This is a genomic window from Exiguobacterium sp. GL_137 (genome assembly GCF_057834585.1).
Genome location: NZ_CM174406.1, coordinates 2,083,734 through 2,108,524 on the forward strand (window position 1 = coordinate 2,083,734; position 24,791 = coordinate 2,108,524).

27 protein-coding genes and 1 other annotated feature are annotated in these 24,791 nt (G+C 49.2%); of the genes, 2 read left to right on the plus strand and 25 right to left on the minus strand.

Annotated features, from left to right (window positions below; translation table 11 throughout):
* Positions 1 to 213: 213 nt before the first annotated feature.
* Genes nadA through AC3IRK_RS11045 form a run of 3 tightly spaced genes read right to left on the minus strand, consistent with a single transcriptional unit; the run spans position 214 to position 3,542 of the window.
* On the minus strand, positions 214 to 1,311 hold the full coding sequence (nadA, locus tag AC3IRK_RS11035) for a quinolinate synthase NadA (protein ID WP_489169960.1): 1,098 nt from the start codon (positions 1,309 to 1,311) through the stop codon (positions 214 to 216).
* A complete protein-coding gene (gene nadC / locus AC3IRK_RS11040; protein WP_489169961.1) occupies positions 1,301 to 2,143 on the minus strand; it encodes a carboxylating nicotinate-nucleotide diphosphorylase in 843 nt (280 codons plus the stop codon). Before nadC ends, nadA begins: the two co-directional genes overlap by 11 nt.
* A complete protein-coding gene (locus tag AC3IRK_RS11045; RefSeq protein WP_489169962.1) occupies positions 2,112 to 3,542 on the minus strand; it encodes an L-aspartate oxidase in 1,431 nt (476 codons plus the stop codon). The genes nadC and AC3IRK_RS11045 overlap by 32 nt, the downstream gene beginning before the upstream one ends.
* A gap of 97 nt (positions 3,543 to 3,639) precedes the next feature.
* On the opposite strand from AC3IRK_RS11045, the gene AC3IRK_RS11050 reads away from it, so the two are divergent.
* Complete coding sequence (locus tag AC3IRK_RS11050) at positions 3,640 to 4,743, plus strand: cysteine desulfurase family protein (RefSeq protein WP_131972433.1); 1,104 nt, start codon at positions 3,640 to 3,642, stop codon at positions 4,741 to 4,743.
* Between the two features lie 8 nt (positions 4,744 to 4,751).
* A complete protein-coding gene (locus AC3IRK_RS11055; RefSeq protein ID WP_489169963.1) occupies positions 4,752 to 5,294 on the plus strand; it encodes a transcription repressor NadR in 543 nt (180 codons plus the stop codon).
* 86 nt (positions 5,295 to 5,380) lie between these two features.
* On the opposite strand, the gene AC3IRK_RS11060 is transcribed toward AC3IRK_RS11055, so the two are convergent.
* From AC3IRK_RS11060 to AC3IRK_RS11165, 22 genes are all read right to left on the minus strand, one after another.
* Positions 5,381 to 6,664 carry a hemolysin family protein gene (locus AC3IRK_RS11060; protein WP_489169964.1) on the minus strand — a complete coding sequence of 428 codons (1,284 nt, stop codon included), beginning with the start codon at positions 6,662 to 6,664 and terminating at the stop codon, positions 5,381 to 5,383.
* A 41-nt stretch (positions 6,665 to 6,705) separates the two neighbouring features.
* Positions 6,706 to 8,001 carry a GTPase ObgE gene (gene obgE / locus AC3IRK_RS11065; RefSeq protein WP_026827820.1) on the minus strand — a complete coding sequence of 432 codons (1,296 nt, stop codon included), beginning with the start codon at positions 7,999 to 8,001 and terminating at the stop codon, positions 6,706 to 6,708.
* A 15-nt stretch (positions 8,002 to 8,016) separates the two neighbouring features.
* Positions 8,017 to 8,502, minus strand: coding sequence for a Spo0B domain-containing protein (locus AC3IRK_RS11070; protein ID WP_489169965.1), 486 nt, complete (start codon positions 8,500 to 8,502; stop codon positions 8,017 to 8,019).
* 70 nt (positions 8,503 to 8,572) lie between these two features.
* The gene (gene rpmA / locus AC3IRK_RS11075) at positions 8,573 to 8,851 is read right to left on the minus strand and encodes a 50S ribosomal protein L27 (RefSeq protein WP_012370976.1); all 279 of its coding nucleotides are present in this window, start codon (positions 8,849 to 8,851) and stop codon (positions 8,573 to 8,575) included.
* Positions 8,852 to 8,865: 14 nt separating this feature from the next.
* The gene (locus AC3IRK_RS11080) at positions 8,866 to 9,204 is read right to left on the minus strand and encodes a ribosomal-processing cysteine protease Prp (RefSeq protein ID WP_026827819.1); all 339 of its coding nucleotides are present in this window, start codon (positions 9,202 to 9,204) and stop codon (positions 8,866 to 8,868) included.
* Between the two features lie 3 nt (positions 9,205 to 9,207).
* A complete protein-coding gene (gene rplU, locus AC3IRK_RS11085) occupies positions 9,208 to 9,516 on the minus strand; it encodes a 50S ribosomal protein L21 (protein ID WP_012370978.1) in 309 nt (102 codons plus the stop codon).
* A gap of 15 nt (positions 9,517 to 9,531) precedes the next feature.
* Positions 9,532 to 9,602 (minus strand) — a sequence feature (ribosomal protein L21 leader region).
* A 77-nt stretch (positions 9,603 to 9,679) separates the two neighbouring features.
* Positions 9,680 to 11,017 carry a ribonuclease E/G gene (locus AC3IRK_RS11090; RefSeq protein ID WP_131972431.1) on the minus strand — a complete coding sequence of 446 codons (1,338 nt, stop codon included), beginning with the start codon at positions 11,015 to 11,017 and terminating at the stop codon, positions 9,680 to 9,682.
* Between the two features lie 63 nt (positions 11,018 to 11,080).
* On the minus strand, positions 11,081 to 11,884 hold the full coding sequence (gene minD / locus AC3IRK_RS11095; RefSeq protein WP_188005451.1) for a septum site-determining protein MinD: 804 nt from the start codon (positions 11,882 to 11,884) through the stop codon (positions 11,081 to 11,083).
* Between the two features lie 50 nt (positions 11,885 to 11,934).
* Complete coding sequence (locus AC3IRK_RS11100; protein WP_131502727.1) at positions 11,935 to 12,609, minus strand: septum site-determining protein MinC; 675 nt, start codon at positions 12,607 to 12,609, stop codon at positions 11,935 to 11,937.
* 3 nt (positions 12,610 to 12,612) lie between these two features.
* On the minus strand, positions 12,613 to 13,116 hold the full coding sequence (gene mreD / locus AC3IRK_RS11105; protein ID WP_012370982.1) for a rod shape-determining protein MreD: 504 nt from the start codon (positions 13,114 to 13,116) through the stop codon (positions 12,613 to 12,615).
* On the minus strand, positions 13,109 to 13,993 hold the full coding sequence (gene mreC, locus AC3IRK_RS11110; RefSeq protein ID WP_131502729.1) for a rod shape-determining protein MreC: 885 nt from the start codon (positions 13,991 to 13,993) through the stop codon (positions 13,109 to 13,111). Before mreC ends, mreD begins: the two co-directional genes overlap by 8 nt.
* A gap of 14 nt (positions 13,994 to 14,007) precedes the next feature.
* Entirely contained in the window at positions 14,008 to 15,042 is a 1,035-nt protein-coding gene (locus AC3IRK_RS11115; protein ID WP_012370984.1) for a rod shape-determining protein, read from the minus strand.
* A gap of 161 nt (positions 15,043 to 15,203) precedes the next feature.
* Positions 15,204 to 15,836, minus strand: coding sequence for a RadC family protein (radC, locus tag AC3IRK_RS11120; protein ID WP_188005452.1), 633 nt, complete (start codon positions 15,834 to 15,836; stop codon positions 15,204 to 15,206).
* 47 nt (positions 15,837 to 15,883) lie between these two features.
* Positions 15,884 to 16,462: a Maf family protein gene (locus AC3IRK_RS11125; RefSeq protein ID WP_426355412.1), complete on the minus strand. Its 579-nt coding sequence runs from the start codon at positions 16,460 to 16,462 to the stop codon at positions 15,884 to 15,886.
* A 107-nt stretch (positions 16,463 to 16,569) separates the two neighbouring features.
* Positions 16,570 to 17,301: a hypothetical protein gene (locus AC3IRK_RS11130; RefSeq protein WP_131502730.1), complete on the minus strand. Its 732-nt coding sequence runs from the start codon at positions 17,299 to 17,301 to the stop codon at positions 16,570 to 16,572.
* Entirely contained in the window at positions 17,298 to 19,043 is a 1,746-nt protein-coding gene (locus AC3IRK_RS11135; RefSeq protein WP_489169966.1) for a fimbrial assembly protein, read from the minus strand. The genes AC3IRK_RS11130 and AC3IRK_RS11135 overlap by 4 nt, the downstream gene beginning before the upstream one ends.
* A gap of 18 nt (positions 19,044 to 19,061) precedes the next feature.
* A complete protein-coding gene (locus AC3IRK_RS11140) occupies positions 19,062 to 19,820 on the minus strand; it encodes a prepilin peptidase (protein WP_489169967.1) in 759 nt (252 codons plus the stop codon).
* A gap of 59 nt (positions 19,821 to 19,879) precedes the next feature.
* Positions 19,880 to 20,380: a type II secretion system protein gene (locus AC3IRK_RS11145; RefSeq protein ID WP_489169968.1), complete on the minus strand. Its 501-nt coding sequence runs from the start codon at positions 20,378 to 20,380 to the stop codon at positions 19,880 to 19,882.
* A 138-nt stretch (positions 20,381 to 20,518) separates the two neighbouring features.
* A complete protein-coding gene (locus AC3IRK_RS11150; protein WP_131502734.1) occupies positions 20,519 to 21,736 on the minus strand; it encodes a type II secretion system F family protein in 1,218 nt (405 codons plus the stop codon).
* A 4-nt stretch (positions 21,737 to 21,740) separates the two neighbouring features.
* Positions 21,741 to 22,784 carry a type IV pilus twitching motility protein PilT gene (locus AC3IRK_RS11155; protein WP_489169969.1) on the minus strand — a complete coding sequence of 348 codons (1,044 nt, stop codon included), beginning with the start codon at positions 22,782 to 22,784 and terminating at the stop codon, positions 21,741 to 21,743.
* A complete protein-coding gene (locus AC3IRK_RS11160) occupies positions 22,781 to 24,445 on the minus strand; it encodes a GspE/PulE family protein (RefSeq protein ID WP_131502736.1) in 1,665 nt (554 codons plus the stop codon). Before AC3IRK_RS11160 ends, AC3IRK_RS11155 begins: the two co-directional genes overlap by 4 nt.
* Before the next feature lie 8 nt (positions 24,446 to 24,453).
* Positions 24,454 to 24,768, minus strand: a complete 315-nt coding sequence (locus AC3IRK_RS11165) for a hypothetical protein (RefSeq protein WP_131502737.1) — start codon at positions 24,766 to 24,768, stop codon at positions 24,454 to 24,456.
* Positions 24,769 to 24,791: the final 23 nt, after the last annotated feature.

The following is a 24,791-nucleotide window of genomic DNA, read 5'->3' on the forward strand; positions in this document are numbered from 1 at the left end:
TGCACGCTCCCATCCATTAACAAACTCTCGTGTTATTGTAGCATATAACGAGGAGGCTCTTCAAAACGTAATTCTCCATAACTGAGACTGTCACGATGGAAATTTGCGTATTCTACTTCTCTCAAAAAAATGAAACAGGGCAACGGATGTCGCATTCCGTTGCCCTGTTTCGTAGTGCATGAATTGTTCGAGTCCGCTTTACTTTTCGTACTGTTACGAGCGTTCCAGCATCCGTTCGAGTGCGAGGACTGCATAGCGTGTCGTTTCCGGATCGACGGTGATGACATTGACCGGCTGACCGGATTCAATTTGTTCGAGTGACCAGGCGAGGTGCGGTAAATCAATCCGGTTCATCGTCAGACACGGACACATGAATGGATTTAAGGACACGATGTCGAGTTCCGGATAATCTTTTGCCAGCCGTTGGACTAAGTTCATTTCTGTCCCGATGGCCCACTTCGTTCCCGGTTCCGCCTGTCTGATTTGATCAATGATATACGCTGTCGAACCATTCAAATCTGACGCTGCGACGACTTCAAAGGAACATTCCGGGTGAACAAGAATTTTCCGTTCGGGATCTGCTTTACGGAACTGCTCAATCTGTTCGACCGTGAACTTCTCATGAACAGAACAATGTCCCTTCCACAGTACGACCCGGATGTCCTCATCCGCTCCGTCAAACACCAACTGATCGGCAATCGGATCCCAGACAGCCATCTGTTCGAGCGGAATCCCCAAGGCATGCGCCGTATTCCGTCCGAGATGTTGATCGGGCAGGAAGAAGAGGATGTCGCGTTCAGCAAGTGCCCACTCGACCATTCGAACTGCATTCGAGGAAGTAACGGTTGCTCCGCCGTGACGACCGACAAACGCTTTGATTTCAGCTGTTGAATTGACATACGTCAACGGGAGAATCGATCGTCCCAACCGGTTCGTCAACACGCCATATGCCCGTTCCGTCTGAAAGCCGTTCGCCATATCAGCCATTGAACAGCCGGCCCGCATATCCGGCAAGACGACCGTATGCTGTTGATCCGTCAGCATATCCGCCGTCTCTGCCATGAAATGAACACCGCAAAAAACTGTATAGTCGGCATCCGTCATCTGTTTCGCCACTTGCGCGAGTTGGAGTGAATCTCCTGTTGCATCCGCAAACTGAACGACCTCATCTTTTTGATAATGATGCGCCGGTAAAAATAGCCTTGATCCCATCCGCAGTTTGACCCCTTCGATGATTGCCACTAATTCTGCATCTGTTTTTTCTAAGTATGTTCTCGGAATCCCTTGCTCTGTAAATAAATTAAGACTCATCTTTTTTTCCTCCCGCAATTTTCATACTGATGTCTAACGCCGGTGCCGAATGGGTCAATGCACCAAGTGAGATATAATCTGCTCCGCACTCACCATATGCCGGTAACGTATCCAGTGTGATTCCGCCTGATACTTCGACCGTAATCGTTCGCGGAATCCATGACCGGAACAACTTGATCTCTTCCGGTGCCCGGTTGTCGAGCATGATGATATCGACACCGGCTGCGACTGCTTCCTTGACCTCTTCACTTGTCTCGACCTCCACCTCAATCGGTGTCGTGTGACCGACTTGTGCCTTCGCCCGACTGACGGCAGCTGTAATTGAACCGGCGACGGTGATGTGATTATCTTTGATCATGACGGCATCATCGAGTCGACCGCGGTGATTAAATCCGCCCCCGATCCGAACTGCATGTTTTTCAAGCATCCGGAGACCCGGTGTTGTTTTCCGTGTATCGGCAATCCGGACTTTTCCACCGACAAGATTTACTGCCTGGTGCGTCAAGGTCGCGATTCCCGACGTTCGTTGTATGAGATTTAAAGCGACCCGCTCTCCCGTCAGAATCGCCTGCAGGCGACCGGACCATTTCGCGACCACTTGTCCGCGGGAAATCGGTTGTCCGTCCCGGACGATCGTTTCGTGTTCGACTTCGAGCAGTCGAGCTAATTCGCCCAATACAGCTTCACCGCAAAAAATACCGGACTCTTTCGCCATGAATTGACCGGTTCCTTGTTCATCGCCAATCAGACATACTTCACTCGTCACGTCCTGATGACCGATATCCTCCACTAAAAAATCTTCAAGTTGTCGTCGTAGGTACCATCTGTTCATGTGATTGTTCTCCTTTTAATCGTTGAATTGCTCCTTCAAGTAACAGCTTTGCCGTCATCCGATGCAGACGCCTCAGTTCAGCGTCCCGTCCGGATCCTTGTTCATCCGGTTGATGTTGGAAGGTTTCCAGCGTTTGTTTAAGCAGGCGTTCATCGAGATGAACGCTTAACGCTTCTGCCCAGGAGGAATCGAGTGGTTCCGGCTCTCTCTCCTGTACGATCTCTATGTCCGGTAACGGCTGGCGTGTCGGCAACTGAAGCCGTAATGCCAATTCCTTGCCCATTACGAAACATTCGAGCAGCGAGTTTGAGGCCAATCGATTTTTTCCATGCAATCCTGTTGATGCCGTCTCACCAACTGCATACAGTCCCGGAACGGTCGTCCGCCCGAGACGGTCTGTTTTAATCCCGCCCATTAAAAAGTGAACACCGGTCGTCACTTCAACGATACCAGGTGATATGTTCAACGTTTCACATTTCTTAACAAACGTCGGAAAGCGTCGGTGCAATTGTTCGACAGACGTCGTATTGAGATAAACCGGTTCTTGTTCGCGTACTGTCGTGATGCGCCTTGCGACTTCATCCCGGGCGGCCAAGTCTCCTTGCGGATGATCCGCCATCACACGGCGACCGTCTGTTGTCATCAAATACGCACCCGCTCCGCGTAATGCCTCCGTAATCAAGCCTTGACTGACACCGTCATGAAGAAGCACGGTCGGATGATGCTGGATGTACCCTAAATCGGATAGACGTGCTCCGACCTGCGCCGCGAGTGCCAGACCGTCACCCGTCAGGTCCGGTTCGTTCGTCGAAGCCGTGAACAAGCCGCCGATTCCGCCTGTCGCCAGGATGACAGCCCGAGCAGAAAAGACGACCGCCGTTTGACCGCGATACCCGCGTGCGCCGACGACCTGTTGTCTGTTCATCAACAATTCCGTAATGACGGTATCCTCGATGACAGGATGATCCAATTGCTGAAGCAGTTGTGTCATCATTCGTTCACCTGTCCGGTCTCCTCCAATGTGAAAAATACGGGGTCTTGAGTGCGCCCCTTCTTGACCTAAGGCATATTCGCCCGTCACTTCACGGTCAAACACGACACCAAATGTTTCAAGTTCTTGAATGACCTGCCTGCCGGTCGCGGTGATAAATGAAATCATCGTTTCATCTGTCCGTCCCTTCGCGGCCTGCTCCGTGTCAACTTGATGACTGAAATGGTTCTCCTCCAGATATGCCGACGCAATCCCGCCTTGTGCCCGCATCGAATTCGTTTCCGTCTTCGTCCCTTTTGAGACAAGGATGACCTTCAAGTGAGACGGGAGATGCAGGGCAGCTGAAACGGCTGCTAATCCTGTGCCGATGATTAAGACATCAACTTCCTCTACATTATGTAAAGACATATGATAAACACCTCTATACTTAAATATTTACTATTGACTTGACAATAATTTTGGCATATTTTTAGCTGAGTGACAAGACGAAAGGATACGATAATGAATGATTTATTTAGATCACGCGGCAACGACCCCCATGCACCCGGACGCCCTTGAACAGTATCGATACACGGCAGAACATGCATATGGCAACAGTTCGTCGCTTCATGACACGGGAGATACCGCCCTCCGATTGTTAGAGCAGGCACGGAATAAATTAATGGAATGGCTTGGTGTGACCGAAGGAACAATTGTCTTTACGGGGAGCGGATCTGAAGCCAACTACATCGCTTTAAGTCATCTCCTCCGTCAAACCAATAAGACAACTGTCTTGACACTTAAATCGGAACACGATTCTGTCTTGTTACCCTTGAAACGGTGGCAGCATGACTGGCAGGCAATCGACTTACAAACGACTGGCGAATTCGATTGGGCGTTGTTCGAAAAAGCGTGTACGGAAGAAATCGGCGTCGTTTCAATCCAACACGTCAATTCAGAAACAGGTTTTATCTTTCCGGTTTCTGACATCGCTGCCTTTTGCCGAAAAAAAGGCATTTTGTTTCACTGCGACGGGATTCAAGGTTTTTTGAAAGATCCGGTTGATTTAACGGACGTCGAGGCCTATACCATCAGCAGCCACAAGGTCTATGGACCGAAAGGACTCGGAGCCGTCTATTTGCGACGTCCCCTGTTCAGCCCCTATTATGAGGCGCACCATGAGTTCGGAATTCGTCCCGGAACTGTCGACGTCCCGGGCATCGCTGCTTTCCTGATGGCGTGTCATCGTTATCTTGAGGAAAATCAGCAGATCCAGGCATCGAGCAAAAGATTTCGTGGTATGCTAAAAAAAAGACTTCCAGCTGCTTATTACCAAATCATTGAATCACCTCAGCAACTCAATTCGATTTGTGCCATTCATACGAAACAACGGGATGGTCAATTCGTCCTCCTCGCCCTAAATCGTGCCGGAATTGCCGTCTCGGCGGGAAGTGCTTGTCGTGCAGGTGAGAATGGACCCAACTCGACTTTACGTGCGATTGGTTTTGATGAAGCAGCGGCTCACGGATTGATTCGACTCAGTTTCGGTCGGATGACGACAGCCGAGGAAGTAGAGCGATGTATCGATGTCCTTTGTTCTTTGGAGGAATCAGATGAACTAGAAAGGTAGGAATGGTCATGGGAAGAAGACAGTCCGGAGAAGAACGCCGGCAAGAGTTACTAGAGATGATTCAGCAAAGCGATCGGCCCGTTACAGGTACGAAGTTAGCGAAACAGGCAGGTGTCAGCCGCCAAGTCATCGTACAGGACTTATCATTACTAAAAGCAAAGGGACATCCTGTCGTCGCGACGGCCCGGGGATATTTATTAAATCACCCCGAGCTTGACGGATCCCGCCATATCAAAAAAGTCGTCTGTCGGCATGGTCGTGATCAATTGAAGGCGGAGTGTGATGCCGTCGTTGACGAAGGTGTCATCATCCGCGATGTCATCGTTGAGCATCCCGTCTATGGATTTTTGACCGGGGAATTGATGCTGAAAAGCCGCCGGGATGTCCGAGCATTGATTGAACAACTTGAAGAAACGCAGGCAACGCCTTTATCTACTTTGACGGACGGCGTTCATATTCATACGCTCGAAGCCGATAACGAAGAAGCTTTACAAGCCGCAATCGACGCCCTTGACCGGTTAGGGATTCTTGTTTCAGAGCTCAATGTCTAATTTTGTATACTTCTTGATCTGTAGATCTTGTCATCACAAAAAAGGTCCATCCCGTTAAACGGAATGGACCTTTTTTGTGATTGGGATCAGACGGTTGGATCATCCGTCCCTTCTGATGATTCATTTTGCGAGAAAACAGCTGAGACGGTTTGAACACGCCGGTTTTCGACATGCAGGACGGTTAAGGTCACCGGTCCATACACCATCTGAGTCCCCACTTCCGGAATATGACCGACATCTTCCATGATCCATCCTCCAAGTGACTGGGCTTCCGTTTCCGGCATCGCCAAGTCAAATTGATGACAGAAATCTTCAATGTCGTACTCCGCCAGACATTCATAGCGGTTAGGACTGACTTGTTTCGTATATTCGAGTGACTCATCATGTTCATCCCAAATCTCTCCGACCAGTTCCTCGAGAATGTCCTCGAGTGTAATCAAACCGGCTGTACCGCCAAACTCATCCAGTACAACAGCCATATGTGACTGTTTGACTTTTAGTTCCGGCAACAGATCGATGATATGGGTTTGCGGAACAACAAATGAGACCGGACGAATCAATTCACGAATCTCGACACGTCCGTGCTTGACGAATTCCCGTAAAAAGTCACGTTCTGATAAAACGCCGATGATATGATCAATCGAATCTTTATAGACCGGCAATCGCGAGAATCCGCCTTTTTGCACTTCACGTAAAATTTCATCAAAACCGGCATCAATGTCAATCGCTTGAATATTCGTTCGCGGTGTCAGTGCCTCTTCGACCGTGACATTCTTGAAGTCAACCGCCCGGTGCACGATTTCCGCCCCTGCTTCGTCCATGACACCCTCTTCTTCACTGATATCGACCAGAGCCCGTAATTCCTGTTCGGTGACGAGCGGTCCTTTCGGATCAGCCCCGATCAGCAGTAACGCAACCTGTCGCAATTTCAGAAACAAGAAGATGGCCGGCTTAAACAGAAGTAGACAGACATGCAGCGGACCACTAATCCAAAACACATAGGTTTCCGCATGTTCCCGCGCATAGGATTTAGGAATAAGCTCCCCAAATAACAAAATGAGCAGAAACGTCAGGAAGACAATACTGATTCGAACCAATAGATCCGTTGATACCGTCATCGTCAACCATCCACCAATCATCGCTACACCCAAATTGGACAGGGTGTTCCCGATTAAGATGGCTGTCAGCGTTTCCTCATACCGTTGCAACAGACGGAGTGCCTGGGTCGCACGGCGGCTTCCTTCTTCCGACTGATGCAAAATCCGTAACCGATTCGCGCTCGACAACGCGGTTTCGGACGATGAGAAAAATGCCGAGACGACAAGCAAGACGAAAAACCAGATGATCTGAACCGCGGGAAGTGGGTCCACGATGCTCTCACACTCCATTTCTCAAATGAACTTGTTTTTTCTTAGAACGAAGACTCGATGAATTCGAATTCGAAGTCGCGGATTCGAACGACGTCGCCGTCAATCGCACCCATCTTACGAAGTTCTTCGTCGACACCCATTTGACGCAACGTCCGGGCAAAGCGTTTGATTGACTCTTCACGCATGAAGTTTGTCATCGTGAACAGCTTCTCGATCCGTGGCCCTTTGATGACGAAGCAATCATCTTCATCTTTCGAAACCGTAAATCCGGCTTCCGGTGCTTCATATCCGTAAACGACACGTGGTGTCGCTGTTTTTTCTTCCAGTTCTTCGAGACCGAATTCAGGCGTCGCGTCAACAAGATCAGCAATACGGAATAAGAGGTCACGTAATCCTTGACGTGTTGCTGCCGAGATGGCAAACACTTCAAGACCCGGGAACGCTTCTTTGAACGCTTCGAGATTCGCTTCCGCATCCGGCATATCCATTTTGTTTGCGACAACGACTTGTGGTCGTTCTGTCAGACGAAGGTTGTAGTCCGCAAGCTCTTTATTGATGATATTGTAATCTTCAATCGGATCGCGTCCTTCCATACCACTCATATCGATGACATGAACAATGACTTTTGTCCGCTCGACGTGACGGAGGAACTGGTGACCAAGACCCACACCTTCGCTTGCGCCTTCAATCAGACCCGGTAAATCGGCCATGACGAAGCTGCGGCTGTCTTCCGTTTCGACGACACCGATGTTCGGTGTAATCGTCGTGAAGTGATACGCCCCAATTTTCGGACGCGCTGCTGAGACGATTGACAGCATCGTTGATTTCCCGACACTCGGGAAGCCGACGAGTCCGACATCTGCGAGCATTTTCAGTTCGAGTTTCAAGTACTTCTCTTCACCCGGTTCACCATTCTCCGCGTGTTCCGGAGCTGGGTTTGCCGGTGTTGCGAAACGTGAGTTCCCGCGTCCGCCGCGTCCACCTTTAGCAACGATTGCCTGTTGTCCGTGATGGACAAGGTCAGCGATGACTGCATCCGTGTCATCATCATAGACGACAGTGCCGGGTGGAACTTTGACGACGAGGTGCTCGGCTTTACGTCCGTGCATCCCTTTCGACATTCCGTTTTCACCTTGAACGGCTTTAAAGTGACGTTTGTAACGGAAGTCCATCAACGTCCGGAGTCCTTCATCCACTTCGAGAACGACGTGAGCACCATGTCCACCATCTCCTCCGGCTGGACCGCCGTCTGGAACATATTTCTCGCGACGGAACGCCACTTGCCCGCGTCCTCCATCTCCTGCTTTTACATAAATATTTACCTGATCGACAAACATGTCAGATCCCTCCTATTACTTTTCTTCCTCTGCAAGAAGACTTTCGATTTCAATCACACACTCATACTCCGTCTGTGACTCGATCTCCATCGGCGTCACTAGATCTTTAAGGCGCGACATATCTAGTAGATCCCGATAGATCTCGATGGTCACGCCCTCATGGAAGGTCACGGATACTTCTCCATTCCCCACTTCTATCATGTCAAGCGCAGCTTCAAGAATAGACGCTACACGTGCATCCTCGATCTGCTTTGGTGTTTCGATTACATCATATTCGACAGTTAGGCCTGTCCAATCTGCTCGTTGCAGTGCGAGTGCCGTTTTCGGTAGTCCGATCAGGGAAAGTCGTCCTTCTCGTGACGCTTGTTCCCGATACATGGAACAAATCGATTCAACAGCCGCCTCGTCACCCATCGCGCTATATGAACGAACAAGTTGTAATCGATTCAACCATTCGTGACGAAGTGACTTCAAAAGATCCAGTACCTGCTCATCCTTCATCAGTCCGTTCCCTCCTAAAAAAAACAGACCCTAACCCCTGAAAGTGGCTAGAGTCTGCTTCATCGATCACTTATGCTGGGTAAACGCTGACTTGTTTTTTGTCGCGTCCGAGACGTTCGAAACGAACGACACCAGTTGCAGTTGCGAAAAGTGTATCATCGCCACCACGTCCGACGTTCATACCTGGGTGAATCTTCGTACCGCGTTGGCGGTAGAGGATTGAACCAGCAGAAACAGTTTGACCGTCTGCACGTTTCGCCCCAAGGCGTTTCGATTGCGAGTCACGACCGTTCTTTGTCGAACCTACCCCTTTTTTCGATGCGAAGAACTGAAGATTAAGTTTCAACATGTGGAATCCACCTCCTATATTTGTTCAAGTTGGATAAACTCACCGTAACTTTCAGCGATGGTTCCAAGCTGGACCAACATCGCTTCCAGTAACAATTGGGTGCGTTCACTGACATCCGGTGCTAAGTCAGCATACGGTTCTACATAAAAGTAGCCACCTTCTTGTTGTTCTGCCATTTCAAGGAGCAGGACCTGCCCGAGCAGTGATTCGATGGCATTGTATGCCCCGAAGATCACACTTGATGTGCCGGCACAGACTAAATCCAAACCAGGCTCAGCGAACTCGGCATGTCCTGTCACTTCGATGGAACGGATTAACTCCGCTTCATCTCGTCGAATCTTGACACGTATCATGGCTTACGCTTCGATTTTCTCGATGCGGACCTTCGTGTAAGGTTGACGGTGACCTTGCTTACGACGGTAGTTCTTTTTAGCTTTCATTTTGAAGACTGTGATCTTTTTCGCGCGAGCGTGTTTGATGACCGTTGCTACGACCTTCGCACCTTCTACGAGTGGAGCGCCGACTTTAACATCGTCACCACCAAGGATCAAGACTTCGCCGAATTCTACTGTGCTGTCGACGTCTGCGTTTAATTTCTCAACGTAGATCTCTTGGCCAGCTTCGACTTTAACTTGTTTACCACCAGTTTTAATAATTGCGTACATTACGTGCACCTCCTCTTAGGAACTCAGACTCGCCATCACGGGCAGCGGATGCTTTAAAGACCCGGTCTGTGCGGTTGTAGTCATTTGGGTGCTTCCAAACGAACTAACGTTATTCAGAATACCAAATGAAGTTGACTATTGTCAATAACGTTCTGCCGGATTCTCAATGTCTTTTGACAAAATCGTCACAGTCGGCTTTCGTACCGGTAAACAGAATGCCCGGTTCACCTTCTATCAGAAGTAATTCAAGAGGACTTTCGGCGAGAAGCAACGGACTGAGCAGAGCGAGCGGAGCGCGAACGACCGCTGCTTCCGCGTGTATCGCGAGTTCCATCAACCGTGGCTCGAGTTGACGGTGGATGGCGACCCGGGACAACTGACCATGATCCCGTGACCGTTCGAACAAGGACTTCCCGTGTCGCTGACGTGTCAGTTCACATAAACCCATTTTCGTAAAACCGTATACTTCGATCTGTTTCGATTCGTGCGCTGCCCGTTCCTTCAACAGTTGTGTCACCCGTGTCTGTCCTTTACTGGATCCCCTCAAAAAATCGACGGCAATCATCCCGCTGATATTTCGCAGACGGAGCTGACGCATGATTTCAACCGCTGCCGCTTCATTGATTTGATCAAACGTCCGTTTTTGTTCCTTGACGGAAACCGTCTTGCCGCTGTTGACATCAATCACGGTCATCGTTTCGACTTCTTCAATCAGCAGGTAAGCCCCGCCGTCGAGCCACACGACCCGGTCCAGCGCCTTCTCAATCGTCCGGTCCACCTGTTCCATAATCGGCAGGCGGCCTTTGATGACGGGACGTTCGACCTGAAACCCCATCTGCTCCAGGCGCTCTTTCTCCATTCTGTTCGTGACGAGTGCCTCTGTGACATGACTCAACCGCTTCGCCTCTTGAATGATCAACGGCTCATCCTGTTCAAGTGTCGTCTGCTGTAACATATGTTGATGACGTGCACGCAGTTGCTTCAATTCCGCCATCAATACCTCGACTTCGGCTTGCGCCGCTTCTGTCCGGTATAAAATCCCTTCCTCTTCCGCCACCGGAATCACTTTAGCCAGTTGCTGTTGGACGACCAAATCCAGCTTCCGGCTGAAACGCACACGGCGTCCGTACGGGAAATAGACGAGGAATCGTCCGCCATACGTGATGTTTTGTGTCACTTTATGCTGTTTCGGGGCTGCCCCTTCTTTTACGACCTGTACGAGTACGGTCTGACCGACTTGAACAGCTTGCCCGATCGTCGGAACTTCCGGATAACGGCGTAACGTCTCCAGCGTTTCATTGATCGGTAAATAAAGCGGCGTCCCGTCCGTCGCAATCAAAAATGCCGCTTCAAGCGTCGGGTGCAGGCGGTCAACTTTCGCATGCAACAAGGTACCGACCCGAAGTTCATCCCGCATCCGTTCGTGGTATTCAACGACCCGCCCCCCTTCGACCAACGCTACCCGTTCCAGGGACGGAGTCTGTTCACTAATCCATTTCATCTTCATTCCTCCATGAAAAATAGACTAGAAGCATAAAACCCTTCTAGTCTATTTTTCCCCATCTTATTTCATGCCAAGCATTTTTTTCAGTTTCACGAAAAATCCTTTTTGCGGCTGTTCCATGATGTCGAGTAACGGAACCGATTCGCCGAGAATCCGTCGTGTGATGTTCCGGTAGCCGAGACCAGCCCGGTTATCCGGATTCATCGTTACCGGTACGCCCCGGTGAGACGCCGCGATGACTTCTTCGTCATCGACGATCAAACCAAGCAGATCGATCGACAAGATACGCATGATTTCGTCGATATCGAGCATATCTCCAGCCGCCATCATATGCGAGCGGACACGGTTAACGACGAGCTTCGGCACGATTTGACGCTCCGAACGCTCCAGCATCCCGATGATCCGGTCTGCATCCTGAACCGCAGCTTTTTCCGGTGTCGTGACAATAATTGCTTCGTCTGCACCGGCAATCGCATTCATGAATCCTTGCTCGATTCCTGCCGGGCAGTCAATCAAAACAAAGTCATACTCTAATTTTAATGAGTCAATGATGCCTTTTACCTGTTCCGGTGTGACGGATGATTTATCCTTAGACTGAGCAGCAGGTAACAGATACATTTCTTCAAAACGTTTATCACGGACGAGGGCTTGATGCAGTTTACATTGTCCGGTCACGACGTCAACGATATTATAGATACTCCGGTTGTCGAGGCCAAGTACGATATCCAGATTCCGAAGACCGATATCTGTATCGACGAGACAAACCGAATTCCCCATCAGCGCAAGTGCTGTCCCGATGTTTGCAGTTGTCGTCGTCTTACCGACTCCACCTTTACCAGATGTGACGACGATGGCACGTCCCACATGCGTTTTCGCATCTTTATGTACCTGTTCTTTCACTTGTTCCATATCTGTCACCCTCTTTCACTATCAATCGCAAATTGATCCATCCGCGCAAGCGGAACGGTTTGAAGACGAGAAAATTCGACTCCTGTTTCCCCTACAAAAGCACAACCCATTTCTAACGCCTTGATCGGCGCATCATCCGGATCTTCATGTACGAAGTCGGAAATCGAAATCCATTTCGGCTGCAGGATACTTGCCGCAATGACAGCCTGCTCGTTCCCGCCTTTTCCTGCATGAACCGTTCCCCGTAACGCCCCCAGACAATAAATACTGCCGGTTGCGTGAACGACGGCTCCCGGATTGATGTCGCCAATGACGACGATCGATCCTTCAACATCTACGACATGCCCACTGCGGGCCGTGCCGCCAAAGTAATGAAACGTTCGGTCCCCGTACAGAGCTTTTGCTTCATCCTTCGTCAGACACTCGCTGTCGTACCCATTAAACGAAAATGAATCATGACGCGCAACGATGGATTCGACAGCCGTCACAACGCCTTCGTCGACGTAACGGCGACCGAAGAAGAAAGTAATCGGAACGGCGCGTCCGTTCTCGACGGATTTGTCTGCAAGCGTCAATTCTAAATCGTCAAGAAATTCATCCACACTGCACCTTTCATTTACATAGACGGCGAGGCCACCACGATGGCCCTTCATCGTTACATAACGCTTACGCTCAATCATGACTCATCCTCTTTTCTCATCAAATGTGGATTGCACCAGTCGCGTCATCGGATAATACAGCACGATGATCCCAATCAACTGAGCAATGAGACTCCTTGGAATGATTTGTGTCGCGAGTTCCTTGAAGGGAACACCGACTCCTACGACCGAAGCCGTGAAGAAATAAATATCCAGTTCAAACAAAATAGCGCTGAACGTAAAGGTGACGATAATCGTTAATACGTTCTCCTTTACATATTTTAGCACGAAGCTACTAAAAAGCGGAATGGCAGATAGCGCAAATAAATAAATTCCGATGATATCCGAATAGACGAAATCATATAACAGACCGAACAGCAGTCCAAAACCAAGCGCTTGCTCAATTTTTCCATAACGCCCTAAAAACATCAACGCGATCAACGTAACATGAATGACGTAAGGAGAGCCGTCTCCAAGCGGACCTGCGAACAACGTTCCTTCCAAGATAAAAAGAAGGAACACGGCGAAAAACAACTTGATGTTATTCACTAGTGTCCCCTCCCTTGTCGGTCTCAGCGAAAGGTTCCTTCGCTTCGCGTTGAATCACAAAAACGTGACCAAACTGTTCGAAGTCTGCTGCCGGTTTGACGTATGCGATTTTCGAAGCACCGTATTGATCCGATTTCACTTGTTCGATCTTTCCGACCACGATACCACTCGGATACTTACCACCGAGTCCGGATGTCGTAACAGTCTGACCTTTTTTCAGTTTGGCGTCGTTCGGAATCTTCGTGAATTTCAAGAGATTCGTCTCTTCATCAAATCCTTCGATCGTACCGAAGACACTTTTTCCTTTCGTATCGTCCGCAACTGCTGAGACATTGTTCGTCCGGCTCGTATCTGATAACAATTGAACGAGTGATGTGTAGGCACTTGTCTGAATGACACGGCCAATTAAACCATCTGCTGTCACGACGGCCATATTGGCTTTGACACCTTGTTCTTTTCCGATATTGACCGTGACGAAGCGTTGCCATTCGGATGACGTTCGACCGATCATTTCTGCCGGCAATAACGTATAATCCCGAATCGATCCTTTTAGCTTCAACATGTCTTTTAATTCATTGTTCTCACGTTCCAAATCGCGGACTTTGACGGAATTTCCGGCATAGTCGCCCAGTCGTGATTTTAAATACTCATTTTCCTTATACACATCGCGCACTTCTTTAACCGAAGTGACCGTATCATCAATCCAGCCAATCGGTGTCGCAAAAAGACGTTGGCCAACCCCGACGGTATCGCGGACAAAACTTTGATACCAGTGGGTCTGGTTACGTCCTTGGAGCGAAATTCCGATTAAAATCACCAAAAGGAGAAAACTAAGGAGTGTGATGAGCAGTTTTCGATTATTTAAAAATCGCTTCATCGCTCATCCCGTCCTTATCTTTTTTGTGAGATGCCTGATTTCGAACGTAACACATTCATCATCTCCAATGATTTACCTGTACCGATTGCGACACAATCAAGCGCGTTTTCCGCAACGAGTGTCAAGATGCGTGTTTCATCTTCAATCACGGCATCCAAGTTTTTCAGAAGGGCGCCGCCGCCTGTCAAGACAATTCCGCGGTCCATTACGTCTGCTGATAATTCCGGCGGTGTTTGTTCAAGCGTGTGTTTGACACCGGCTAAAATTGCATCGACCGTATCTGATAACGCATCACAAATTTCTGCGCTTGTGACTTCGATTTGTTTCGGAAGTCCCGTCACGAGATCACGTCCACGAATTTCCATCGTCTCGTTTTCCGACTCTTCATCAATCCGGGCATAACCGATCGTCATTTTCAACGTTTCAGCCGTCCGTTCACCGATCATCAGGTTGTATTTCGATTTGATGTAACGAATGATTGACTCGTCCATCTCGTCTCCACCGACACGAATCGATTGGCTTGTTACGATACCGCCAAGTGAAATGACCGCGACTTCCGTCGTTCCGCCACCGATATCGACGACCATTGATCCTGTTGGTTCAGAAACCGGGAGACCTGCTCCGATTGCTGCTGCAAACGGTTCTTCAATCGTATAGGCTTCACGTGCACCAGCAAGTTTCGCCGCGTCTTCGACCGCACGTTTTTCAACGGACGTAATCCCGCTCGGTACACAAATCATGACGTTTGTTTTAGAAGAAAATAATCCTTTTTTCTTTGTTGCTTGATCCATGAAGTATTTGATCATCGTAGCCGTTGTTTCATAATCGGCGATAACCCCATCTTTCATCGGGCGTCGTGCCGTCACGTTTCCCGGTGTCCGTCCAATCATGTTTTTTGCTGCGTTACCTACTGCTTCAATCTTGCCTGTATCGGTACGGAATGCGACGACAGAAGGTTCGCGCACGACGATTCCTTGCCCCTTCACATAAACGAGCGTATTTGCCGTACCTAAGTCAATGCCGATTTCACGGCTAAATGATCCAAACATTATTCAAAAAACCCCTCTCTGAGAATACACTTCACTAATTATAACGGAAAAGCCTTCCTTGGAAAGCGTTAAAACGTTACAGCTTGTTTACAGTTCAATGGTTATTACAAAACTAAAAACGCCTGAGGTCAGGAAGCACAGTTCCCCCTCAGACGTTATTCTTACATAAATCCCCGCTGTTTCATACTAATAAATTGTCCATGCCCGATGACGAGGTGATCGATGCAACTGATTCCGATCAATCTGCCCGCTTCGACCATTCGTTCCGAGACTTCGATATCTTCCCGGCTCGGCGTCGGATCGCCGGACGGATGATTATGGACAGCAATGAAGCTTGCCGCCGAACAACGGATGGCCTCCCGAAATATGTCGCGCGGGTGAACAATCGATGTATTGAGCCCTCCGATAAACAGCGTCTTCTTCGAGATGACCTCATTTTTTGTATTCAAGTACAGGCAGATGAAGTGTTCCTGCTGATAGAGCCGCATCTCTTCCATCAATAATTCGGCGGCATCATCGGGTGAGCGGACGACCGGACGGACCCATTTCGGTTCCGTGACAAGCCGCCGCCCGAGTTCAAGTCCCGCCATGATTTGAAGCGCCTTTGCTTTGCCGACGCCCGGTGCCTTTTCCAGTCCCCCGACACCTGCCGCTTCCAGTTCAATTAGCGACGGATAAATGTCGAGTAAATCTTCAGCAATTTCAAGAGGGCTCCGGTTCCGTGTCCCGCTGCGGACGAGACATGCCAATAACTCCACCGTCGTCGCCTGTGCCAAACCCTTTAACTGAATCATATCCTTTGGCCATTCAATCACTTCATCCGACCTTTCTGTTCATGAAATTACGCGAACATCGGCTTGATTCCAAATGTTTCGAGACGACGGCTGATTGGATTGATCGGTAAACCGACGACATTATAATAGTCGCCGTCAATCGCTTCGACGAATAGACCACCTTTTCCCTGAATCCCGTATCCGCCTGCCTTGTCATACGGTTCCTCTGTCGCAACATAAGCCAGCATCCAGCTTTCCGGGATATCGCAGAATCGGACCTTCGTCGTGATCGTAAACGTCTCCTCCCGCTCGTCCGTTAATATCGTCACGCCGGTCACGACTTCATGTGTCCGTCCGGATAACCGTCGTAACATCTCGAGAGCAGCCGCTTGATCGACCGGTTTTTCAAGAATGTGCCGATCCAGGGCGACAACCGTATCTGCTGCCAGGACGATTTCACCGGACTTCGCCACGGTCCGGGCTTTTTTCCGTGATAAATACATCACGTACTCGTCAGCTGACATCGGATACGGGGCTTCCTCCAACACATCGGCCGGTCGTATCATATGGGGCACACCGATCTGCCGTAACAGTTCGGTCCGTCTCGGAGAGGCCGAAGCCAGAATCAATGAGTGTTGCGTTATCATCAGTATCACGCTCTTTTCCTTCTTTTTCGACCAGTCTTACTGGAATCAACTTTCAGTATAACGAAAAACAAGTGCCGCTCCGAGTCAGAGCAACACCTGTTTTGGGGTTAATTACCTGTAACATCGACAAACGGATCCGATTTCGGGGTCGTCTCCTGAAGCGGCGTCTGTTTATCCGGAATCAACTTGGTTAAATCCGGACGGTAGTAACTTTCGATTTCCACTGTAAAGGACATCATTTCGTCTTCAAGGACAATCGTCTGGCTCCCTGGACCCGGTTCATCCGGACCGGTCAACTGGATTTGGCGTAAAATCGTAATCCGGTCCGTCCGTTCGATTTGTTTAAGAAAAGCCATCAGTTCGAGATAGGACGGGGCTTCGACCGTCAAAGAAGCAGGCAGTGCCGTCGCCGTTGTGGTCGCAACCGGTGTCTCTGCCGTTGCCGCAGCTTCCGTCTCGGATTCCGTCGCCATTGCACCGTCCACGGCAGGCGTTGACTGGACCGGCGATGCAGGAGCTGCTTCCGTTCCGGTTGCGCCAAACGTGATGGCTTGGACTTTCACACCGGCAATTTGACTGGCCGCATTGATCGCATCAATCACATCATCATTCGCCGGTACGACCGGCACCTGTTTTTGGAGGAAGCTGGATTCAGCAACATCGACTTTCTGTTCATTCGCTTTTGCCGCTTCAAGCGCCATCTGTTCCCGTTCAAGCGTTGCTTCGGTTTGCTGTAATTCCTGATACGTCGTGTACGTCGTATAACCGAAGTAGCCGAGCCCCCCGACAATCAAGACAATCGTCAAGGCAAGAAGAATGAGACCACTGTATCGTTTCAATTTTCTTCCACCTCCTCTACTTCAGTCGAAACCGGTTCGTCCGCTTCTGTGCCAGTCGTCGGTGGTTCCACCGTTTCCGTCGCATCCGCTCCCGGGTCGACCACGGCATCCGTCGTTGCATCTTCCTTCGGCGCATCGGGATCCGCCTGGTTCGTTTCCCCTTTGATGACTTCCGCCGGGACAACCGTCAGACCAAATTGCCCGATATAGCGGGGTTCTTCCGTCTCCGTCTCGTCCGTCGGCGTAATGGTCGTCGTCGGAATCTCTTCGCCGGTCGTCGGATCAATCGTCGTCGATGTGACGACTTCCGCTTCTTCATTCATCGTTTTCGTCGTGACATTCGTTAACGTCACTCCGGTAAAGGCCGTATCCGTCAACAATTGACGGTAAAAACCGTTTAACTCATCTAACGTCTCAAACTGGGCATTCATCGTCACAAGATGGTCGGCTCCATAGGCAAACTGGAGAATATAGCCGCGTTCCGGCAGATACCGCGTAATCCGTTCCAAAGCCGGCACAGCCGGACGTGGTGTCGCTTCCAGTCCGTCGACGGTTTGCTTGAGCTGCGCAACTTCTTGTTTGGCCGACTGAGCCGATTCCGATTGCAACGTCCGGACGATTTGGATCTGATTATTTGCCGTCTCGAGCCGGTCAGCAAATTGATCGGTCTGCCAGTACAGATATCCGCCTGCCACCCCGCCGAGTAGCAGCAGGATCAGCGAGGCAATCAACGGAAACTTTGGTGCGACATCACTGTCCGGCAATAAATTAATCCGGTCTTTATGGACTGTCGCTAAACCGACGAGGGGTAAGTAAGCTTTTGGAATCGGCTGCCCCGCTACATCGAGTACATCCGGAACTTGTTCCAACCGGACGTCAAAGTTCGTTTCGAACCGGCGCACCAGTTCCTCTTGAAACGGAAAATCTCCCGTCAGCATGACACGGCTGATTTCCCGCCCGTCACGCGCTAACGAAAAACGATAGAAATCAAGCACACGTGAAAATTCCAGTAACATCTCTTCCAGGATGAATTCGACGTTGGCATCATCTGATTGATAGCGGTAATGCAACCGGTCCTCGATGACATCGACTTCCCAGGCATTCGCGACAAATGTATCGACCGAACGTATCAGACGCGGGACTTTGTCTTCGATGATGATCAACTGATGATTCGTCGCATTGACGTTCCAAATCAACAGATTGCTGTCGGCTTCGACTTCATACAGCGAATCGAGACCAAAAAATGTCGCCAGTGGTTGCGGTTCCGCTGCCACGAGGCGGATATGTTTTTTCCGGAATAGTTCCATGTATTGTTTTAACGCTTCGTTTGGTGCTGCATACAACATGATTTCCCGTTTACCGTCTTCTTCGAGCAACGTGTAATCAAAATAAGGTTCTTCAAACGGTAAGACGATACTGTGTCCCAGTTCCATGAACAAATAACCGCGAATCTGATTGGTTTCGACGGTCTCCGGAATTTCAAGTTTCCGTGCCAGGACGAGTGATCCGTCAATCGCGAGGACCGCCTGTGAACCGCGGGGCACCTTCAACTTCGCTAGTAAGCTGTCAAAAATCAGATCGAGTGATGCTTCCGGTTGGAGCCATCCACCCTGAAGGGTTCCGGGTGGTAAGGAAACGACATCCCGCCGCTTAATGACCCCCTTTTTGACGACCGCTCCAAAAATCCCGACATCTGTGAAATTAAAGTAGATATATGTACCTCTGCGCCGAGCTTGCGCCATATGTATATTCTTCCTTTCCTAGAGGAACAGATCGAGATAAAGCTTCACCCAATCGTCCGCGAAATAATATGTCAGTAACGTTCCGACAGCAATCGAGGGAACAAACGGAATCGGCTGTTTTCGTTCAACGCGCTTGAAGCCGAGTAACCCGAGTCCGATGATTGATCCGACGAAAGCGGAAACGAACAAGGCGATGACGACGTGTAACGGTCCTAAAAAAATTCCGAGCACCCCAAACAGTTTGACATCTCCTGCTCCCATCCCTTGTCGTGACGCAAGAAAAATCACGAACAATAGAAAGAATCCGACGATTCCGCCAATAATTGGATTATACCAGTTCTCAAGGGGAGAAAGGTAGCGAACAATCAGACTAATCGGTAAAAAGAATAATAAGATTTTATTCGGAATCAACATGTAGGCAAGGTCTGACATAACGAGGATACTGAGCAGGCTCGTCAACAAAATCGATAAGACGAATTGCATCGACCAACCGAACTGATAAAAAGCATACGCATACAAAATACCGCCGAGTAATTCGAGTGCCGGATACTTGATCGAGATCGGCAGCTGACACGTCCGGCATTTGCCGCCTAGCATCAAGTAGCCGATGACCGGTGTCAGTTCGAGCGGACCAAGCACATGCCCGCAGTTCGGACAATGCGACCGCGGACGGACGATTGATTCCCCGACCGGAACCCGTAAGCCGACGACGTTCGTAAAGGATGTCACGAGCATTCCGATCAGAAAAAAGTAAACGGTAAAGACGACTGTCATCATACAGTTCCCTCCTTAAAAAAGTTCAGAAAAAAACCCCCGAGATGGGGGTACGAAACTAATTATTCACCTGCTGCTGTCGTAGCAACATTGTCACGCTTTAATTCGCTAGGAGCTTTTGTAACGAAGTAATCTTTATCACCTTTTAGAGTAACCGTGTAAGTATATTTACCGTTCTCTTCTTTTACAGAAACAAAAGCATCTGAATATGAATTTGGCGAGTTGAAAGGATCTTCCATGCTATCGATGTATTTATCTAGAAGCACTCCACCACCAGTTGTCGGGAATGCTCCTTTGTCTTTTTTCACTCCCATTACAACTGTTTGACCAGCTTTAATTGGATTAGAAGAAGTATACAACTTCGCAGCCGAAACCAATTGTTTCGCATCGGATACAACGGCATCCTTACGTGAGTTTTCAATCAATCCGCCGATTGCGACGACAGCGATTGCTGCAATGATTCCTAAAATAACGACAACAACGAGTAACTCGATCAATGTCAAGCCGCGCTCGTCACGCATTTGTTTGGCATCGAGCCAAATCTCTTTCAGACGTTCTAACATGTTTATTATTCCTCCCTAGTACTTTTTTACTGTTCCTGACGTATAGGTCATACTATCCAAATCGATACTATTATAGTAGCACCATATTTTTTGTAGAAAATGGATTTTTTCTACATCAGGTAAATGTTTTCGCAGTTGTCAACTTGCCTGAATATCGGAATAGATTTTGAACATCGGAACAACGACAGCGATGACAATCACACCGACGATAACCGCGAGTACGACAATCAATAACGGCTCGATGATTGACTTCAAGCGGTCGGTCGTCGTCTCAACTTCCGTTTCGTAAAAATCGGCGACTTCCGTCAACATCGAGTCGAGTCGTCCCGATTCTTCCCCAATCGCAATCATTTGCGTGACAAGAGGTGGAAAATATTTGTTTTTCGCTAACGGTTCGTGCATCGGAATCCCCCGCGACATCGCTTCGTTGGCGGCAGCAATTCCTTTACGGATGACCCGGTTCGTGACGATGCGTTCCGTAATGTCAAGCGATGTAAGAATTGGAACCGATGCATTCAATAAGACAGCCAGTCCACGGGTCATTAACGCAATTTGTGACTTTTGAATCAACGGACCGAACACAGGAATCATCAACAGTAAACGGTCGAAGACAACCCGTTGCCGCTCATTTTTTAAGTTAAAGTACAGTAATCCGAGTAAACCAAACACAATCAAGAGTAAGACCCACCAGTAGGCAACAAAAAAGTCAGAGACGGCGACAACGATCTTCGTGATCAACGGCAACTCACTGCCGAGCTGATCAAAAATCGAGGCGAACGTTGGAACGACGTTCAGCATCAAGAAGACGACGACCCCGACGGCGACAATCGAGACGACCGCCGGATAAATCAATGCCGAGATGACTTTCCGTTTGATTTCATACTGTTTTTGGAGCTGGGTCACGATGTTATCGAGCGCTTCTTCCAGGTTTCCGCTTGCCTCCCCTGCCATTGCCATACTGACAAAAAACGTATCAAAAACACGCGGATGTTTTTCAATCGCTTGTGAAAATTGAATCCCGCTCCGCAAATCATCTTCGACTTCGACCAGCGCCCGTTCCAGCGGCTTTGATTCCGTCTGTTTCCGTAAGATTTCCGTCGCTTTGACGATTGAGACACCGGACCGTACGAGTGTCGCGAACTGACGGGCATACATGACGAGATGCTCGATTTTCGGTTTGGCCGTTAAAAATGTGATTTCCGTATTTAAGCCTTTGGACTCTTGCTTCTCAAGTAACGTCACGGCAATTTGATCCGTCCGTAAGCGTTCCGCCGCTTCCCGTTTCGTAAGTGCCGTAATTTTTCCTTTTTTACGTTTACCGGTCATCGTACGACCTTCATATTTGAAGACTGTCATTGGTTCACCCCGATATGTAAGGTGTCGCGGCTGATGCTGGAATCAAACCTCGACTCACTAAGTCTTGTAATGCCATCTGCATCGTCTGCATGCCGTATTGCTTCCCTGTCTGTAAGACCGATTGGATCTGATATTCTTTCCCGGTCCGGATTAAGTTTGAGACGGCGGGTGTATCAACCATGATTTCAAGTGCTGCGACACGACCGGTTCCATCCGTTCGTGGCATCAGCCGTTGTGAGACGACACCGGCTAGAACGTTCGCGAGTTGAGCCCGAATCTGGTCTTGTTGCTCGGATGGAAAGACGTCGATGATCCGACTGACCGTCGATGCTGCCGTCGACGTATGGACCGTCGCAAAGACTAAATGACCGGTCTCTGCTGCTGTCACTGCTGTTGAAATCGTTTCAAGATCCCGCATCTCACCGAGCAGAATGACATCCGGATCCTGCCGGAGAGCAGACCGTAAGCCGGTCGCAAAACGCGGGGCATCGATACCGATTTCCCGCTGGTCAATCAGACTTTTCTGATGACTATGTAAATATTCGATCGGATCTTCGAGCGTGATGATCCGCTTATACATCGTTTGGTTGATTTCATTGATCATCGCTGCCAGTGTCGTCGATTTCCCGGAACCCGTCGGACCGGTCACGAGAATCAAGCCGTGCGGCTTCGTCAGGAAACGTTTTAAGACCGGCGGCAATGACAATTGATCGAGTGTCGGTACTTCAGTCGGAATCGTCCGAAAGGCCATCGACAACGCCCCGCGTTGATAAAAACAATTGACGCGGTAGCGTGCCACTCCTGTCACACCAAATGAAAAATCGATATCCCGGTCCTGTTTTAACTGTAAAAACATTTCTTCGGTAATAAGGGACCGGACGAACCCTTCGATGATGACCGGTTTCATCTTTTCTGTACCGAACGGTGTCAAGGTGCCGTTGATGCGAAAGACCGGCGGTGAACCGGCCGTCAGATGGACATCGGATGTTTCTTTTTCTTTCGACGATCGTAAGATATCTTCAATTTGGGCGCGCTCCATCGTACTCATTCGGAAATCACCGTCCGTAGAATTTCTTCCGTCGTCGTGATACCTTGCGCGACTTTGGCTAAACCGTCCGCCAACAATAACCGTTGTCCTTGTGATCTGACATACATTGTGATTTCACTCTCCGTTGATTGATTCATAATCATCCGTCGTAAGCTCTCATCCACCACGACGACTTCCTGAATCGCCAGACGTCCACGATAACCTGTCATATTACAAGAGGAACAGCCGCGTCCACGCATGACGGTCGTCGCCGTGATACCTTCTTGCGCAAACAACTCTTCTTCGCGCTTCGATAACGGCTGAACTTCCCCGCAGTCACGGCAAACGCGCCGGACAAGCCGCTGGGCGATCAGTCCGGTGACCGAAGCGGCCACAAGGAACGGCTCAACTCCCATATCAATCAATCGGGTAATCGAGCTGACGGCTGAATTCGTGTGCAGAGTCGACAGGACCAGGTGACCGGTTAATGAAGCCCGGATCGAAATCTCGGCGGTCTCGATGTCACGAATTTCCCCGACCATGACGACGTTTGGATCCTGCCTGAGAATCGAGCGGAGTCCGCTGGCAAACGTCAGACCGATTTTCGAGTTGACCTGGACCTGATTGATGCCGTCCACTTGGTATTCGACCGGATCTTCAACCGTAATGATATTACGTGTTTCATCATTTAATTCATTTAAAGCCGCATACAAGGTCGATGACTTTCCTGATCCGGTTGGTCCCGTGATTAAGATAATTCCGTTTGGCCGTTTGAGCATCTCACGAAATTGTTGTTCGTTCCGTTCACTGAATCCGATTTTTGCGATCGAGATGTTCGAGTTCGAACTGTCGAGAATCCGAATGACGACTTTTTCGCCGTAGACGGTTGGTAATGTCGAGACCCGGAAATCATAGGCAACCCCATTATGTAGGAATTTAATGCGTCCATCCTGTGGTAAGCGAGTTTCCGTAATATCCAGTTCACTCATGACTTTGATCCGGGTCGTTAAAATATTTTGAATCTGTTTCGGATAATTGTTTTCTGTACGTAATTCACCATCAATCCGGATCCGAATCGAAAGTGACGTTTCTTGTGGATCCATATGAATATCGGATGCCCGCTGGGAAATTCCGTTCTCGAGTATTTGATTGACCAGACGGATGATTGGAGCATCTTCACGTGTAACCGTATCACGTGATGTATCCGAAATCGTCATCTCGTCTGACTCGAGTAGTTCTCGCAGTGACGAATCGATATCGTAATACTTTAAAATTGTCCGTCGGATTTCATCGCGTGTCGCAAGGCCTACCTCAATCATTAATCCTGTTTGAAGTCGCAAGTCATCAATCGCAATTAGGTCCATCGGGTCTGCCATCGCGATGAACAGCCGATTCCCCTCGCGGTAAACCGGCACAAGCGTATGTCGTTGTGCCAGTTCCTTTGAAATCAATTTCGTTACCGCCACATCGACCGGATAATTATACAGTTGAATGACAGGAATTTTTAATTGATGATGTAATGCTTCAATCAACTGTTGTTCCGTCAAGTGACCAAGTCGTAATAACGTATCCCCCAGTTTTTCAGATGTCCGTTTGACGGATAGCGCCTCTTCAATTTGCGCTTCCGTCACCACACTCTCTTCTAACAGCATTTCACCTAGTCGTTTTCGTTTCATTGCCATTTACGTTGTCATCCTTCCGCGTGCCATGTTTCTTCCTCGTCCAGTGGTGTCAGTTTCTGCTTTCTTTCATCCACGACACTCGTGATTGCCGTCACAACGAGAATCGATACAACGTAACCGGCAATTACGAAAGGATTCGAAATCCAGTCAAACTTGACGATTAAATAGAGGGAAGTGACCAGGACGAGCGCCGTCAAGGACAGAATCACTTTTGCTGCCGTAGTCGTGACAAAAGGGATTTGAATCGCAAACATCAAACCACAAATGATGGTCGCTAGACCGATGATGATACCAAGTTCAATTGCTAAGTCCGTCCAGTTCATATTCATCCTCTTTTCTTTTTGGC

Coding starts and splice junctions, on each gene's coding strand:
- AC3IRK_RS11150 (WP_131502734.1), bottom strand. CDS start 21,736: ATGACAGTCTTCAAATATGAAGGTCGTACGATGACCGGTAAACGTAAA.
- AC3IRK_RS11050 (WP_131972433.1), top strand. CDS start 3,640: ATGATTTATTTAGATCACGCGGCAACGACCCCCATGCACCCGGACGCC.
- obgE (WP_026827820.1), bottom strand. CDS start 8,001: ATGTTTGTCGATCAGGTAAATATTTATGTAAAAGCAGGAGATGGAGGA.
- AC3IRK_RS11045 (WP_489169962.1), bottom strand. CDS start 3,542: ATGTCTTTACATAATGTAGAGGAAGTTGATGTCTTAATCATCGGCACA.
- AC3IRK_RS11155 (WP_489169969.1), bottom strand. CDS start 22,784: ATGAGTACGATGGAGCGCGCCCAAATTGAAGATATCTTACGATCGTCG.
- radC (WP_188005452.1), bottom strand. CDS start 15,836: ATGATTCAGTTAAAGGGTTTGGCACAGGCGACGACGGTGGAGTTATTG.
- mreC (WP_131502729.1), bottom strand. CDS start 13,993: ATGAAGCGATTTTTAAATAATCGAAAACTGCTCATCACACTCCTTAGT.
- AC3IRK_RS11080 (WP_026827819.1), bottom strand. CDS start 9,204: ATGATACGTGTCAAGATTCGACGAGATGAAGCGGAGTTAATCCGTTCC.
- AC3IRK_RS11160 (WP_131502736.1), bottom strand. CDS start 24,445: ATGGCAATGAAACGAAAACGACTAGGTGAAATGCTGTTAGAAGAGAGT.
- nadC (WP_489169961.1), bottom strand. CDS start 2,143: ATGAACAGATGGTACCTACGACGACAACTTGAAGATTTTTTAGTGGAG.
- AC3IRK_RS11125 (WP_426355412.1), bottom strand. CDS start 16,462: ATGATAACGCAACACTCATTGATTCTGGCTTCGGCCTCTCCGAGACGG.
- rplU (WP_012370978.1), bottom strand. CDS start 9,516: ATGTACGCAATTATTAAAACTGGTGGTAAACAAGTTAAAGTCGAAGCT.
- rpmA (WP_012370976.1), bottom strand. CDS start 8,851: ATGTTGAAACTTAATCTTCAGTTCTTCGCATCGAAAAAAGGGGTAGGT.
- AC3IRK_RS11090 (WP_131972431.1), bottom strand. CDS start 11,017: ATGAAATGGATTAGTGAACAGACTCCGTCCCTGGAACGGGTAGCGTTG.
- AC3IRK_RS11140 (WP_489169967.1), bottom strand. CDS start 19,820: ATGATGACAGTCGTCTTTACCGTTTACTTTTTTCTGATCGGAATGCTC.
- AC3IRK_RS11115 (WP_012370984.1), bottom strand. CDS start 15,042: ATGTTTGGATCATTTAGCCGTGAAATCGGCATTGACTTAGGTACGGCA.
- AC3IRK_RS11135 (WP_489169966.1), bottom strand. CDS start 19,043: ATGGCGCAAGCTCGGCGCAGAGGTACATATATCTACTTTAATTTCACA.
- AC3IRK_RS11100 (WP_131502727.1), bottom strand. CDS start 12,609: ATGATTGAGCGTAAGCGTTATGTAACGATGAAGGGCCATCGTGGTGGC.
- AC3IRK_RS11055 (WP_489169963.1), top strand. CDS start 4,752: ATGGGAAGAAGACAGTCCGGAGAAGAACGCCGGCAAGAGTTACTAGAG.
- AC3IRK_RS11145 (WP_489169968.1), bottom strand. CDS start 20,380: ATGTTAGAACGTCTGAAAGAGATTTGGCTCGATGCCAAACAAATGCGT.
- AC3IRK_RS11070 (WP_489169965.1), bottom strand. CDS start 8,502: ATGAAGGATGAGCAGGTACTGGATCTTTTGAAGTCACTTCGTCACGAA.
- nadA (WP_489169960.1), bottom strand. CDS start 1,311: ATGAGTCTTAATTTATTTACAGAGCAAGGGATTCCGAGAACATACTTA.
- AC3IRK_RS11165 (WP_131502737.1), bottom strand. CDS start 24,768: ATGAACTGGACGGACTTAGCAATTGAACTTGGTATCATCATCGGTCTA.